9 protein-coding genes are annotated in these 15,338 nt (G+C 53.3%); 3 read left to right on the top strand and 6 right to left on the bottom strand.

What is annotated here, in order from left to right:
- Positions 1–114: 114 nt before the first annotated feature.
- From Q8902_13625 to Q8902_13615, 3 genes are all read left to right on the top strand, one after another.
- Positions 115–4,956: a hypothetical protein gene (locus tag Q8902_13625; protein ID MDP4200597.1), complete on the top strand. Its 4,842-nt coding sequence runs from the start codon at positions 115–117 to the stop codon at positions 4,954–4,956.
- Positions 4,957–5,086: 130 nt separating this feature from the next.
- The gene (locus Q8902_13620) at positions 5,087–6,502 is read left to right on the top strand and encodes an MBL fold metallo-hydrolase (protein MDP4200596.1); all 1,416 of its coding nucleotides are present in this window, start codon (positions 5,087–5,089) and stop codon (positions 6,500–6,502) included.
- 40 nt (positions 6,503–6,542) lie between these two features.
- Complete coding sequence (locus Q8902_13615) at positions 6,543–9,437, top strand: hypothetical protein (protein MDP4200595.1); 2,895 nt, start codon at positions 6,543–6,545, stop codon at positions 9,435–9,437.
- Positions 9,438–9,466: 29 nt separating this feature from the next.
- Here the strand turns inward: Q8902_13615 and Q8902_13610 are convergent, their stop codons facing one another.
- The 6 genes from Q8902_13610 to Q8902_13585 form a co-directional block, all read right to left on the bottom strand.
- Complete coding sequence (locus Q8902_13610; protein MDP4200594.1) at positions 9,467–10,093, bottom strand: HD domain-containing protein; 627 nt, start codon at positions 10,091–10,093, stop codon at positions 9,467–9,469.
- A 34-nt stretch (positions 10,094–10,127) separates the two neighbouring features.
- A complete protein-coding gene (gene ychF, locus Q8902_13605; protein MDP4200593.1) occupies positions 10,128–11,228 on the bottom strand; it encodes a redox-regulated ATPase YchF in 1,101 nt (366 codons plus the stop codon).
- A gap of 98 nt (positions 11,229–11,326) precedes the next feature.
- Entirely contained in the window at positions 11,327–11,824 is a 498-nt protein-coding gene (locus Q8902_13600) for a hypothetical protein (protein ID MDP4200592.1), read from the bottom strand.
- 15 nt (positions 11,825–11,839) lie between these two features.
- Positions 11,840–12,775, bottom strand: a complete 936-nt coding sequence (locus Q8902_13595) for a hypothetical protein (protein MDP4200591.1) — start codon at positions 12,773–12,775, stop codon at positions 11,840–11,842.
- 133 nt (positions 12,776–12,908) lie between these two features.
- The gene (locus Q8902_13590; GenBank protein MDP4200590.1) at positions 12,909–13,691 is read right to left on the bottom strand and encodes a hypothetical protein; all 783 of its coding nucleotides are present in this window, start codon (positions 13,689–13,691) and stop codon (positions 12,909–12,911) included.
- Between the two features lie 66 nt (positions 13,692–13,757).
- The gene (locus tag Q8902_13585; protein ID MDP4200589.1) at positions 13,758–14,762 is read right to left on the bottom strand and encodes a lytic transglycosylase domain-containing protein; all 1,005 of its coding nucleotides are present in this window, start codon (positions 14,760–14,762) and stop codon (positions 13,758–13,760) included.
- Positions 14,763–15,338: the final 576 nt, after the last annotated feature.

Raw genomic sequence — 15,338 nt, 5'->3', positions numbered from 1 at the left:
CGGCTCCCTCCGCCCGTTCCGATTCGTTCACACCCTAACATATTGAGTCATGAGAAAAGCTAATAGTTTTCGGGGGGGCACTGCCTCAGTCCGCGTTTTGCATCCGTTCGTGCCATGATTATCGCGCTCGCACTCGTTGCTGCTTGCTTTGCCGGAGCCAGAGGGCAATCGAACTTGGAATATCAATTCCGGCAACAGTTCGTCAACGATGGCTCGCCTACTGGCGTCAAGTACAGCACGGATGATAATGCGCCCATCCTTTCGATGGACTGTCTCGCTGCGAACGGCTCGGGACAATGGACGATCAGTTCTACCCCTGGAAGCGTGCTCACGACATTTGGTGCCCCTGGCTATGAACCGACGTTCGGTACAGGATGGTACTTGCTTGCCAACGGACTTTACGAGCCATCCAGCTACTACAACGCCAGCGACCTGCCACACCATCCCAGTTGCATTCCGCCTGGCGTCGTCCAGAGCGGGCCGCTGAGCGCCCCAATGCCCACAAAGACCGAGGTGACCGCCAACCTGGATGGCGCGGTCGATTACGTGTGGCCCGACCCAGTGGGACAGCACTTTTTCATCGACGAGTTCACATCGAGCGATCAGGATTTCTCGCTGGCGTTTTGCACAAATCCAGCGCCACCGATGAACGTGGTAACCAGCGCGATCCACGCCTATGCGGCGGTGCCGACCAGTTCACCTTGCGGCTGCCCTGGGCCAAACTGCACGCACGATATTTGGACGACGACACCGTATCAGGACGAATATCAGATAGCGTCCGATGCCCGCTATATCTACATCGTCTGGTGTACGCATACGCAAATCTGCGTTTCACCAACGAGCGAGATTTGGGCCACTGTTGTGGACCGCACGACGCAGCTTCCCGTTTTCGGATGGCCGCAGTATGTCGGCAGCGGCATGAAGCCGACCGTCGCATGCGACGTGCGGAACAACCGGACGGGAGCCATCCCGACATTCAGCGTTGCCTGGATTGACAACACCCCTGCCCCAAGCATTGAACGAATAGATTATGCCGGCGCATGGGGAGCGCTGCTCGTATTGCCCAACACCTACATCGATCCCGCGACCGGCTTGACGGTCTGGTTCGACCATGCGTTACACGCGCGAGTGCTCGTCAGCAGCGCTCCGTTTGCCGCTCCAACGATTTCCGTGTACGCCATCGTCCAGGTCGATCCGATCGTGGGCCATAACGCACTTCTGTTCTATCGGCCAGCAATCGCACCGGCTCCTGTCGCGGACTATGTCGATGGTGCGCTGCTGCCACCCGCCTCGCCGATTGGCGCCCCTAGACCCATCATCGATAATTTCATCACTGCATTTGCAAACCCCTACGATTATACCGATCGTCATGATGGCGGAACAGGTCCGGACCAGTTCCATTGCCTGTATCAACTGTCTGACAATACGACCGGCAAGAATCCGCTGGTTATCGTCGAAGGCCATGATAATGGAGCATTATTCCCTGCTGGCACAACGGATGTCCGGCTCGTGCTGAATAGGACCGGGACCACGTTGCTGACCGACCCGACTTCCTACGTTGCCGCGGTAAACCAAATGGGCATTCACGTTCACTGGCGGACCGGCGATGGTGGCGGAACACATTACTACGCACGCGACACGAGCCGCGCCTTCGATGAAGATGTGGAAGAGAATACCCTCGTGACCGATATTTGCACGGTCACCGATGGGTCTGCGACGGGCAGCAACCACGGCGGCACCACCGGCGCGACCATCCTCCAAAACAAGACGATGGCCATTTGGACCGATCCCAATTATGGGTTCTCGCTGACGGCTGTATACTCGGGCCTTTGGCAACCGCGCTTGCTCGGCAGCGGCACCACGATGGCCGCCATCGACCGGCACGTCGGTCAACTCGACTTCCTTGCCGACAATATCAGCTTGAACGTCGGCGGCACAAGCGAATTAGTAAATGGCAGTCCCGGCCACTTAACGGATGTGCCATATTTCTATTTCAATTTCCTCGGGTCCAATCGCGGTGGCTCTCAGGGTGTCGTCGTGCATGGGATGTGGGATTACTATGGGCTGCTTTCACAGCACGATCCTACGACACTTGCTGCAACGCTCATTGCTTCCCCCTTTACGGATGGCAATCTGGAGCCTGACTCAAGGTGTACTGGCTGTTTGGTCCAGTATGACGTTGAGGAAATTGGCGGTGGAGCAATACAGGTTGCCACCTTTAGGGACGCATCCTTCGCCGATCATCCGGGAGTTCTGACCTTGCACGGTGGCGCAAATTTCTGGACAGGCGAATGGACATCCCTCACTGTAGCTCCTGACGGGAGTGGCATGTCGGGAAATATTGACGTTTTGTATGATGGCAACGTGTGGCCGAGCGACAACAGCAGGACGCCTACAGGGTTGCCTGACACAACAGGGATCATGTCACTGCATGGCCAAATCACTTTGACTCGTGCAAGTCAGTCAACGGCGTACAGTTCATCTGCCGATTGGGCTGCGAACTGGGCGGCCGGAGGATGTATCCGAGGTCACATACCCTATTACAGTACGGTCGACGTGACGAATCCCGTCAATGCAAATTACCAGGCTACTGGAGTCATACTCTACGTGGATGAGGGCTGGAGTTCTTACGACCATGCGACTGCCCCGACCCAGTTCGACGCGCAAGACTTCAATTTTTTCAATTCTAGCAATATGGCTTCCTCGGAGCTTCGATTTGGGCACAAAGATCCTACCGATCTCGCATGGGGCGGCGACGGTGGGAATATTGCCTTCACCGGTGGTGTGGCCGATGCGATTGAGATACATATGATTGACCCTTATCCAGGCGAGATGCGAGACTTGACCCGGTATGCAACCGACACATACCAAATTGAGAATATGACGTTTAACAATTTGCGAGGGTACACGATACTGGCCGAGAATGATCAATATACTTATTCGACTATTGGCGGCTATCCGGCGCCGGGTTATCCCCATATCACAATATCAGGAAATCATTTCGAGGCATTTTCACCCAATCAAGCATTCCCTCATACCTCCAGCGGTCTGCCTTTTCCAGTCTATGGGATATATATTCGGAGTTTCAATAGTGAAGGATACGACGGCTCTCAAATCGGACCGATCGACATTTTCGATAATCACTTCGAGTATAATAATTGTGATCAGAATGTTGACGTGCAAGATGAACCGCCCGTCGCGATCATTCTTGAAAACACCACGGCGAATGTTGAAGGCAATACTATTACTGACTACGGATTTGCATACGGAATTTTTGTACGAGAACTCGTTGCAGGTGGCCCCTATACGACAATGTCATACCCTTTCATATGCAACAACACCATACAGTACTTGCAACTAGAGAGCGAGAAAGGGTGTGGCACAGGCGGCTTCAATTGGGGCGGAAGAGGGATAGTCTCGCGTTATGGAGGAGGTTACTTAAAGTTGAATACTTTGAGTAGCAATGATGTCGGCTATTTTGGTCTATTTGCCGATAGGTCATTTCTCATCTTCAATAACATATATGACAATGTGGACTATGAAATTGAATTGTGGAATTCTTCGCGGCCCAACTTAACCGGGGTCCATGGCCCAACGGATGATTATGCGGCGTATAATGAAATTTACGGGCCCTCATCCGGCAATACCGTTGCTGCTCCTTTTCCGATTCCTATCTATATTTCGGATGGTACCTCTAATATATTCGTAGGTAAGCTTCTGAGTGGGTGGACTAACTGGGGTGAGAACGATCTTTACTCTACATCAACTGGTTCGTACAGCCCTGTGATTCATACCGACGCAACCATCAATCTTGGTAACATCGATAATAACTTCTGGGGCTATGGTGTTTATCCCGATGCATACACGTCTGCATCTCCGTGCTACCAGTGCGTTTGGAATAGTGGCACTGACATAAACGCGGAGGCGGAAATACCTCCGCTTCACCCACCATACTACACGATTACCTTTTCGGCCAACCCTACTGGTCGGCGAACGGCGCCCACAATTACATCGCGCCCGTCTGTCAGTTGTGGCACCGGTTGGGGTGGTGGCGCAGCCGTTAAACAGCTCCCCAATCCCCAGAGCAAGAAAGCACCGGAGTGGGCGGATACCGCCCAAGCTTGCAATGACATGTTCTGGTCAGGTGATTATTTGGGATCAGAATATCATGAATGGCAGAAATCCTATGACACACTCAAGCGGTTCATCGAAACTTGCTCGTACAACGTTAGTACTCCTCAGGCATTTAGGGACATGACGAGTGCGGTGACACATCTTTATGGGCCTTACGGCGGTGTGATGCGCGATCCATATCTTAAGTGGCTTGAGTCTGTACTCTATTTGAACACTCGGGATCAGGAATATTTTTGCGCGGACGTCGAGCAAATCATGGGATCGTTACCATTGCCGAACGATACAACGCCCGGAAGTTTTTCGAGAGGGACAAATATCAGCTTGGCGGTCCTCGCGTGGCTTATCCACAATACTACATGCGATACTCCAGCCTTGAGACAAGAGTATGATTGGTCGCGTGAAGCTCAGCGCGAGCAATGGGCGAACAATCCTTCTGCCTATAAGCTGGATACTACTCTGCCGACGATGCAGCAGCTTGGCTTAGACTCACTTTTGGCGATCCACTTTAAATACGCCTGGGTGCCGAGCGGCGGAGATTTTGGCAAGCACGTCTCGTCGTACTCGGTATCGGAGAACCCGCTGCATGACGTGACGACGCTTCGGTTCGATCTCTCGGATGCGGAGTATGTGCGCGTGGAGGTCTTCGATGTGATGGGCAACAACACGCCGTGCCCCTCGCTTCAAAAGACGGGGGATGGCTTGTTCGAATCGGGCCAGCACCAAATCCCAATCGACTTCTCGCGCTGCGCCTCGGGCACGTACTATCTCCGCATCACGCTCGGCACTGGGGAAGTGCGGACGATTAAGTTAGTGAAAGAATAATTCGGAATTGAAGTGTCTCAAAGCCCCTTGCCTGAGTGGTGAGGGGCTTTGTTGTTTTGCCGCCGAATTATGAAGAGGCTCTCTCCGTTCCCATATTGTCGCTGCAACCAATCATCAAACCTGATCATCCGTGCTATCTCTTCAATTTCTTGGCGCAGCCGGACAAGTGACCGGCTCGAAGTACTTCTTACGCACCGCGACCCATCGCGGCGTCTTGCTCGATTGTGGACTCTTCCAGGGCGGTCGAGCGCTCCGTGAAATGAACTGGACTCCATTTCCGGTGCAGATCTCGGACATCGCGAATGTTGTGCTGACCCACGCGCACCTCGACCATACCGGATATATCCCACGTCTTGTGAAATCCGGTTTTGCCGGACAAGTCTGGTGTACACCGGCAACGCACGAGGTCACGCAGTTTATTTTGCGCGATAGCGCGCATCTGCAAATGGAGGACGCGCAGTCTGCCAACCGGCATCATTACTCCCGTCATAAGCCGGCACTTCCGCTGTATGATGACATCGACACAGAACGCGCGCTCGGATTCTTCCACGTGCAGGAACGTCATACGAAGAAGGTGCTGCCGGATTCGATCAGCTTCGAGTATTCCAACGCGGGCCATATCCTGGGTTCGTGCTCGGTGCTGATGGAGAAGCGCATCGATGGCCCGAATGATAATGCGACTGGCGCGGTCCGCGTGCTCTTCTCCGGCGATATTGGCCGCGAGCATCCGATCTATCTCAAAGTCAAAGAGCCGCCGCCGGCCGCCGATTATGTCGTCTGCGAATCGACGTATGGGGACAAGCAACATGCGAACATCGATCCGACAGAGGAGCTGTATGGGATTATGAAGGACGTGTTGGCCTCGGCGGCCGTGCTGGTCATTCCAGCGTTTGCAGTCGATCGCGCGCAGGAATTGATTTACTGTTTGAATGCGCTGATTCGTGATAAGCGAATCCCGGCGGTCCCGACCTATGTTGATAGCCCGATGGCCACCTCGGTCACTGCGCTGTACGAGAAGTATCCTGAGGAGCACACGCTGCTGACTTCCGAGATGCAGGAGCCCGACAAGAATCCTCTGTCTTTTCCCTCCCTGCATTTTACACAGACCGTGGAGGATTCGAAGCGTCTGAATCAACTCAAAGGCCCAGCGATCATCATCAGCGCAAGCGGAATGGCCACCGGCGGACGCATCATGCATCATCTGGCGAACCGGTTGCCGGATGAGAATACGATCGTTCTCTTCACAGGGTATCAAGCCGAAGAAACACTCGGGCGGGATTTGCTCAATGGTGCCCAGACAGCGACGATCTTTGGCGAGCATATTCCTGTGAAAGCACGTATCTTGTCACTCACGAATTTCAGTGCCCATGCCGATCAGCGGGAAATCATCGCTTGGCTCCGCCAAATTCCCAAACCGCCGAAACGGCTCTTTCTGACTCACGGAGAGGATGGTCCGCGTACCATACTCAAAGGCGTCATCGAGAAGGAGCTTGGATGGAATGTATATCTTCCAAAGTTAAATGAGATCGTCGATCTAACGGTGTAGTGAATTAGCGCGCGTTTTGAGATTGAGATCACCGAGGTTTATGATGCAGATCCGGACCAGGGCATTTGTAATACGTCGCTCGACCGTATTATCGCTGCTCCTCCTTGCTGGCGTGATCTTTGGCAGCCAGCCCGCATCCGCACAACTGTTTGGTGTGACCGGAGCGAATCATCCAGAATTATTCTGGCAAGAGATCGAGACCGATCATTTCGTGATCGTATATCATCAGGGCCTCGATTCCATCGCGCGAATCGCGGCGCCGATTGCGGAGGAAGTCTATCGGGTCGTCACGACAAATCTCGAGACAGAGATGTCTGGCAAGGTCCGGATTTATCTTTCTGATAACGACGAGGAACGCAATGCCTTCGCATTTATGGACGACTACATTTTCGTCTGGCTGCGCGGCATCCTGGATGATAACCTCTTTTCGCTGCGTGCAAGTGGCACTTCGAAGTGGCTGCGCTCGGTGCTCTCGCATGAGTTCACGCATATTGTAATTGCCCGCGCGACACATACCTGGCTCGATGTGCTTGCCCCAGAGCCCAAAGTGCCGCGATGGTTCAACGAAGGGATGGCGCGGTACATGGAGCCCGACGGCTGGACAAACGATCTCGATGTTCCGCTGCGCATTGCCGCAGTATCCAGTAAGCTCGATCTTGGGTCGGATGACTTCCTTGCCGGCACGCTGATCTATGAGGGCGGTCAATCGCTCGTCCGGTATATTGCGTGGAAGTATGGCGATAGCTCGCTTGCCAGAATTATCAAGCATGGCACGCGTGGCCTGGTGCCGTATGATTTCGACGAAGCTGTTCACGGCGTAACGAAGCATAAGCTGGGTGAGATCATGGAGGAGTGGCACAAGTCGCTCAATGTGTATTATAACACTGAGTTTGGCCAGAAAGAAGATGTCGAGGACATCGCCCGGAAGATCCCATCGGGTCTGGCGGTCGTTGGTGCGGCCAGGCTGGCACGGGATGGCAAACGGATCGCAATTCTCGGTAAACGAACGATCGAAGAATCGACGAAGCTTTTCATACTCGATAAGGATACTGGCAGCTCCGCGAAACTGCTAACCGCCGAATCGGGAATTGAACCATATCTTTCATGGTCGCCGGATGGCAAGCAGCTTCTCTTTTCGAAAATTCGTTTCGGCGATCATGGCGATCTGATTTACGATCTGTTCACATGTAGTACCGAGTCCGGAGACTTGACGCGCATTTCTTCGAATCAGCGGCTTGAATATCCCGATTTCTCGCCCGATGGCCGAACCATCGTGTGTGCGCAATTCCGGCGCTCTGGATCCGATCTTGCCTTGCTCGATGCGGATGGGGAGCACATTCGCAATCTCACGCACTTTGATGACGACAACATCGAGGTCTATTCGCCGCATTGGTCGCCTGATGGGAAGCATATTGCCTTCAGTATCTTTCGCAAAAATGGGATGCGGGATGTGGCCAGTGTCGATGTGGCTTCTGGAGCGGTTGCGTATCTCACGAATGACTCGATCAACGATCGTTATCCGGTCTGGATGCCAAGTGGTGATTCAATCATCTTTCTCTCCTTTCGTAATGGGCTGCCGAATTTGTACGTGATCGATGGACGAGACGGACAGAGTGGACGCTCTGGACGGCAACTGACCGACGCTGCTTCCAACGTCCTTGCGTGGGACGTGCGTCAGGATTCGGTTCTCATCACTTCGTTCGCATCGAGAAATTCCGTGCAGATGTATTGGCTTACCACGAGCCGCACAATTCGAAGTGCCCCGTTGCCGCCACTTGCCACGAAATACACGGCGTGGAGAACGGTGCGGTGGCCACTCATCACGCGAGCGCCAGATTCGATTCCTTCAACCATCACAGTCGGGCCATACGAATACAACTCGCTGGGACATATTCATCCGTTGCTCATCCTTCCGCTTATCGGCTCCGACCTAACACACACTGGAGACGCTGGCACTCAGTGGGGTGGATTTACACTCATGTCGGATGAGATGCAAAAGCATGCTCTGCAAGCCTACGGACTCTACGGTGATGTGAGCAAAACATTCTCATACGGCGTCGAGTATGTGAACAATCAACTTCTGCCCAGCATAATCGCAGGCACATCGAACTCACTCGATTTTTGCGATGTCCTCTCTGACGTTGCATATTACGAACAATCCCATCGAGCCAATGTTGGGCTGAATCTGGCGCTTCATACACCGAACTCGTTGACGAAGCTTCACAATCTATTCTTCGGCGGCCAATGGATGAAGCTCGATCCATGGAATACCATCGAGTTCGATTCGGTGCCGGCTGCGCATCGTCCGATATCGGTACAACTTCTCGAACTCACTGCCAGTTATGCATTCGTGTCACCCTTAAGCGAGCTGCGACTCGAGGCGCAACATAGCGACAAGAAACTCGCGAGTGATTTGACGCGAACACGGTTGCGCGCAACAATCCGGCAGGCGTTCTCCGGCGAGGATGAGCGTAGTCAAATTGCCTTTAGCGGCCGAATCGCAGCCGATCTAGGAGACGAGTTACCGCAAGACTTCCTCGGGTTTTACAAGTATGATAATTTTGAAGAGGGCTTCAATCTTACGGGCATTCATACACTCGATCGGCTGCGCGGTATTCGTCGCTATTATTATGGTAATCGGCTGGTAATGGGATCCGTTGAGATCGTTCAGCAAGATAAGATATTCAGCGGCCTAGTGCCGATCCTAAAAGCTCTCTCACCATCTCTTGTCGAATTCTTCGATATTGGTTCGACCTGGTATGCGGACGCTCCAACGAATAATCCCAATGTGACCATTACTCCACTCTCTAAAACAGAGTGGCTGAAAACCGCCGGCGCTGAACTTCGTAGCGGACCGTTCGAAGGTGGCGTTGGCTGGGAGCTGGTGAAGAACTCCTCGGCGGACTGGTTCTTCCGGGTTACCACTGGCTTCTGAAGAAATATGGGATTCGCCACAACGATGGCTTATCCCAAAAACTTATTCTGCTCTTTCTGTAGCTCTTTGATGAGATAGCGGAGGCGCGGGTTCTGGGAGCCGTGGGCGAGCGGGAAGTAGTGCTCGGTCGTCTCCATAATATACTTGATCGGATTCTTCTTTACGTTGAACTCCAGGCAGCGATAGGTATCCAAACGGTCAGCGAGCTTTAGCATCCGCGCGTCCTCGCTCGACTGCATCAGCCGCTCGACATATTCGCGCTCGACCCAGTCCTTCATTGGACCAGTGGCCTTGATGTCCTTCGTAAGCTTTTGAACGAGATAGCTTGTGTACGATCCGAAATTCAGTTCGATAATCTCTGGCGTAAGCACGTTCGAATCTTCCAGAGCATCATGGAGTAATGCCGCGCAGATCAGCGGAGGATCGAAGTGATTGAGTTCTTCGATAAAGATTTTTGCGACACGGCTTGGATGCCAGAAGTATGGGGTACCGTCCAGACGTTTTTGGAATTCGTGAACGCTCTCGGCCATGTCGTAGGCATCGAGCACTTTATTGACATCGACCGCGTCCATTCCTCGCTCGCGGAGCATCGATTCGAGATCCTCGCGGGAGAGAAATGTTAGATTATATTTTGGTATCCCTTCTTCAAGTCGCATTCGTTGTCCGCGCCATGTGGCGTCATCATCAAACTTAGACGTTGAACCTAAAGTGCATAATATCCCCGTCCTGCACAAGATACTCTCGGCCTTCGCTTCGGAGCAATCCCGCATCGCGGACAGCAGCCTCTGACTGAAGCCGAATAAAGTCGTTAAACCGCATGACTTCGGCTCGAATAAAGCCTTTTTCAAAATCGGTATGGATGACAGCCGCCGCTTCTGGTGCTTTCGCACCTTTTCGAACGGTCCAGGCTCGAACTTCTTTTGGTCCAGCCGTGAAGTATGTCTGGAGACCCAGCAGATCGTAAGCTTCGCGCACCAGCGCATTGAGCCCCGGTTCCTTTAGTCCAAGCTCGTGCAAGAATTGTGTACGGTCTTCCTCCGGCAATTCGACCAATTCCATTTCGATCTTGGCGCAGACGGGTACCACGCGGGCCCCTTCCTTTGAAGCAATCTCGCGCACTGTCTCGATGTAGTCGTTGCCATTCACGACGCCGGCTTCATCGGTGTTCGCAACATACAGAACTGGCTTTGAGGTGAGAAGATAAGTATCACGCATCCATTCTTTCTCATCATCATTGGCGATGGGGAAGTATCGAGCGAGTCTACCCTTGGCCAAATGTTCGCGCAGACGTTCGTAGAAGTCCGCTTCGGCCCGAGCCTTGGGGTCGCCGGTCTTCCCCTTGCGTTGTGCGGCGTCCGATTTTTTGTCAAGCGTCTCGAGGTCCTTGAGAATCAATTCTGTTTCGACGACTTCGATGTCTCGCCGGGGGTTGATATCCGCATCGACGTGGATCACATTCGGGTCATCGAAGCATCGAACGACATGCGCGATGGCATCGACTTCGCGAATATGGGAGAGAAACTGATTCCCGAGCCCTTCACCTTGTGCGGCGCCCTTGACGAGTCCGGCTATATCCACGAACTCGATTGTGGCCGGGACTTCGCGAGCAGGATTGACGATTTCGGTCAATTCGTGAATGCGCGTGTCTGGCACCGGTACGATTCCAGTATTCGGCTCGATCGTGCAGAATGGGTAATTCTCAGCGGCAGCCTGGCTGGATGCCGTGATCGCATTGAATAGCGTGGATTTGCCAACATTCGGAAGACCAACAATGCCGCAGCGTATTCCCATGAAAAAGTGCTAAGTCCGATCTACTAAGGTGAGGAATGATGGCATTGGTGTGTGCCATTGTCGAAAGACCGGCGCACCATGATTTGTTCCGGAAATCATCATTTGGGTGAATCTTGGCGAGGCACCGAACGCGTTCGCCGGGCCGTGAGGCCAAGCGAGTAGAAGAGCCCGCCATCCTTGGTGGAGAGCTTGAGCTGTTGGCCAGCGCCCTCCCAGGTCATGATGCGATAGACATTATGGTACTTCTCCGGAGTGCCATAGAGCTTGTCAAGCGCGGCGCTCGTGTGGTTGAACGCCATTTGCGCGTGCGTGGAATCCCGCTGCTTTGACACAAAGAGCAGCTGGGTGACTTCCGGTCCTTCAACCGAGACTCGAAACTCCCCCGAATCATGCAGGCATTCACCTTTGAAGGAAATGATGCTCGCTCCATCTCCACCACCCCAGAGGATTGTATCCAGTGGAGCGTGGGAATATAGGATAATCTCTCGAGTCAACATCCCTGGTCGAAGTCCATGCAACTCGAACGGTTTCCCAGGTTGCGCGAAGGATGCGTCCGTCACTAGAAGGCTCAAAGCGATTAGGCCGATCAGTCTCATGTGTCCTATCAAAGCTTAGTCAAGTTTCAGGCTTCTGGCAATTGCCCGGAAGTATGCGTACTGCAGTTGCTGATTCGGCATATCCATTGGTGCGAAGAGCAGTAGGATCGCCCGAGGTGTCAGAAATGCCGCGACATAGTCCACTGTACTGTCGCCGGTTTTCGAGACGAACTCATACCCGCCGCGGATATACTTACGCGTGGCAAGGTCATCAACTTGAAAATCGCCAATCGAACTCGTGGCGACTCCCTTTGCACCAAATGCCATTTCCGCCTTCATGCGGAAGTTCCTCCAGGTCGCAGAGTCAATTGTCCCCACCAACGTCGGCCGCATGGAAAGTGACATTGCCACCTTCTTCGGTTCCAGTGGGTCGCGGAAGATCAACGAGTACGTGCCGGTGGAGTCGAGTGTTTCGATGCCGCCCCAGGCCGGGTTCGTTTCGATTGAGAAGGGGAGCAGCGAGGGCTGGAATGGTCGACGTAAGGTCGGAGCACCAGGACCTGCCGTTGGGTCGTGAACATACGTAAGGCGTGCCGTATGATATTTCTGGACGTCCATTTCGTATTCGAACGGTCGAGAGTCGAGTAGGGTCTTGCGGTCGCGAGACCAGACATCGATAAGGACGAAGTATTGCGTCTTCGGGAAGCTCAGCAGCACCAGCGGCTCATGCGGCTCATAGCCACGAAGGGTATCGTTAATGTAGAACGCCGGCTCCGTCACCGTATCTTCGCGAACACCCAGCATCCCAAGCTCCGGAAACCGGACGACAATCCTGGTATTCACGGTGTCCAGCACTTGCAGCACAGCAGTCGGATAGGGAAACGTGTTCGACGTATCGCCTTCGGAGCTGCCCAAACCGGCGATCCGATAATATTTTGACGGAGTCGCGAAGGGCGAGACCGCTAATTTCGGCACCGGCTTCTTCTTCCCCTTTTGAGGCCGCTGTGCCATTGCGGGGCTCACCAGCGAAGGCCCAATACCTACTAGCCCTATTAAAACCCAGAACCGTACATGCATGACATTGTATCAACGTCATGCTGGATGCACGGTTCCGGGTTGGCTTCGTAGTACTGTTCTATTGTGCTTAAGAAATCTTCACCAGGCGGATCGCGATCAGCACATGATCGTCGATATCCTTCTGATGGCTCGTATCTCGCGGATCGAACATCGTCCCATTCAGCAGTCCTTCAATGTGGAACACGAGTCTCGGATCGAACTGGAAGGCCAGCGTCATGGATGACCCACCTGAGATCACGATATTATTCAGATCGCTGAACTGGTTGTCGTGGTCCTTAAAGCGGAGCGTGAAATTCTTCGAGGAAATCGAGCGATTGCGGAAGTACGTTCGCACGCCATTCGAAACCGTGTAGCCATCGATAACGACCGTGTACGTCTGGTTTCCGCTTACAAAATCAGGATAGGCCGCCAGGATCGCCGCATCGGCCGCATCGTTCTGGTTAGGCTTGTGAAGCTCGAACTTGACGCGATCGTATGTCCCGGCAGGGATTGTAACCGTCGTAACCACATGGGTTCCAGTCGAATCGAACACCATGACGAACGGACCGGTCTTGATCTCCGCATCATGATCGTCCTTCGATGTGTCCTCAACATCCGAATGCAATTTGATGTCCTTGATGAACACCTGAACTCGCGTCACGACGATCGACGAAAATGTCAAATCCGTTGGGACCTGGCCTTTGACGACCATTTGGTTTACGTCCGAGGTGGCTAGCTGCGATTGCATCGTGACCGTCCCATCGTTCGTGGAAACGCTCGTGGTGCTCGAACAGCCGCCAACGAGCAGAAGCGCTACTGCAAAGGATACTGGAATGAAAATAAATGGAAAATTTCTTCGTAGGAATAACATAAGCTCAAAGTGGAATAATGGTAATCTCACTTTGCATTATATGCCGAAAGCGTGCCAATGGCCTGTTCATCTTATTACAGGCCGATCTGCTTCTGTAAGCGGAAGCGCAATCTGCCAAGTCCCCGACGGGATCGATCGCCCCGCCAGCCACGGATTCAGCACTTTCACATCTTTATACAGGTATCCCATTCCAAATGCCCAATCCGAAATCGATGCAATTGGTCCGGTCACCGATGCATATTTCACCGCTGGCGTGTGATAGGGCTTCAGGTGACCGAAGTCCAGACCATACTTATCGCCATGTGTCATCAGCTCTTTGAGTGCCGCGATACGAAACACATAGCGCATCGTCTCATCGTTCAGATTCAGATTCCAGTAACTCTCGGCGTGCTGCCATTGCATCGCCGTCGCCACGTTGTCCTCGCCCATGTTGTAACCAGCGGCGACAAGCGTCCACGTCGAGAACATCGACTTCATATACTTGAAGTAGGCAATCGCCGCGCGAGTCGCTTTCTCCGGATCGAGCCGCTCGTCGATCAAGTCATCCACGCGCAGACCGAACCGCTGCGCCGTGCCGGGGATGAACTGCCAGAAGCCATTCGCATTCGCCGGCGACTTGATATTCGCCAGACCGCTCTCCGCAACGGCCAGATATTGCAGGTCCGTTGGCAGACCCGCATCTTCCAACATTTTGTGGATCATCGGGAAGTATCGCCCCGACCGATTCCACCAGATGACGAGCGCGCTCGCGTTGTTCCAGTTGTAGTAGAACTCGCGCTCGAACCGCTCGCGCATTTCCCAATTCTCCAGCGGCACTCGCTCGCCGAAGATCGAGACCTCCTTCGGCAATTCGAGATCGGTGATGCTTCGGCCACCGGCAAAGGGTCCCGGCGCGTAGCCGGGTTCACCGAAGGGAGGTGCGGCTTGCGTCCGCGATATTTCGAGCGCGTTATGCCCCGCACTCCACCGGTCCACGACCATCAGCGCGAGCAGCACGCCTACGCTCACCACCACACCCAGCGCCAGATTCCGAATACTTCGCGTCACGAGTTCGAACATAGTTAGCTTCATCGCTATTCAACAATCGGGCTCATGGCATAGTCTCACCTGGTCATTCCTGCCCTACTGTTTCTGCCGTGTCACTGAGACACTATATATTATTTTGTATTTGATTTTCGGAAGTGTTTCATGAAACGGTCGCGGTGTCACTTGGACAGCAATGATCTTTCGCATTGCAAAGATGCCTATTTTGCTTCAAATTCGTTATTCGTAATTCGTAATTCGTAAATTGACGAAGAGACTCCCCTCCACCTAATATATAACCTACGGTATCGCATATTTTCGATGAATTCTGCAAATAATCGCAGGGACGCTAGAATAAAGTGCCGGAGGCACGATGTACCCGCAGCCCAGGGTGAAGCGAAGCATCGCCAACGATGCGAAGCGGAACCCTGGGTCACGTGAGTGGAAAAATTTATTAGCCCCGGAGGGGGCGGTGTACTCCGCCCCTTGTATACTGCTCACATTCTGTAGCAGCCTTTGTTACGGTATATAAACCGCAACAGACGGAGTGTAGCAGAAGCGTGGTGAACTTCACCGTTCCTTAGCGGCGATACTGTTAGATGCATTATCGACCCTGTTCCGGAG

It is taken from the genome of Bacteroidota bacterium, from assembly GCA_030706745.1.
In the GTDB taxonomy this organism is placed as follows: Bacteria; Bacteroidota; Ignavibacteria; order Palsa-1295; family Palsa-1295; genus PALSA-1295.
This window is presented reverse-complemented; position numbering and strand designations above follow the sequence as displayed.

Bases quoted from the DNA above. Each gene is read 5' to 3' on its own strand.
- Q8902_13625 (MDP4200597.1), top strand. From the start codon at position 115: ATGATTATCGCGCTCGCACTCGTTGCTGCTTGCTTTGCCGGAGCCAGA.
- Q8902_13615 (MDP4200595.1), top strand. From the start codon at position 6,543: ATGATGCAGATCCGGACCAGGGCATTTGTAATACGTCGCTCGACCGTA.
- Q8902_13610 (MDP4200594.1), bottom strand. From the start codon at position 10,093: ATGCGACTTGAAGAAGGGATACCAAAATATAATCTAACATTTCTCTCC.
- ychF (MDP4200593.1), bottom strand. From the start codon at position 11,228: ATGGGAATACGCTGCGGCATTGTTGGTCTTCCGAATGTTGGCAAATCC.
- Q8902_13600 (MDP4200592.1), bottom strand. From the start codon at position 11,824: ATGAGACTGATCGGCCTAATCGCTTTGAGCCTTCTAGTGACGGACGCA.
- Q8902_13595 (MDP4200591.1), bottom strand. From the start codon at position 12,775: ATGGCACAGCGGCCTCAAAAGGGGAAGAAGAAGCCGGTGCCGAAATTA.
- Q8902_13590 (MDP4200590.1), bottom strand. From the start codon at position 13,691: ATGTTATTCCTACGAAGAAATTTTCCATTTATTTTCATTCCAGTATCC.
- Q8902_13585 (MDP4200589.1), bottom strand. From the start codon at position 14,762: ATGAAGCTAACTATGTTCGAACTCGTGACGCGAAGTATTCGGAATCTG.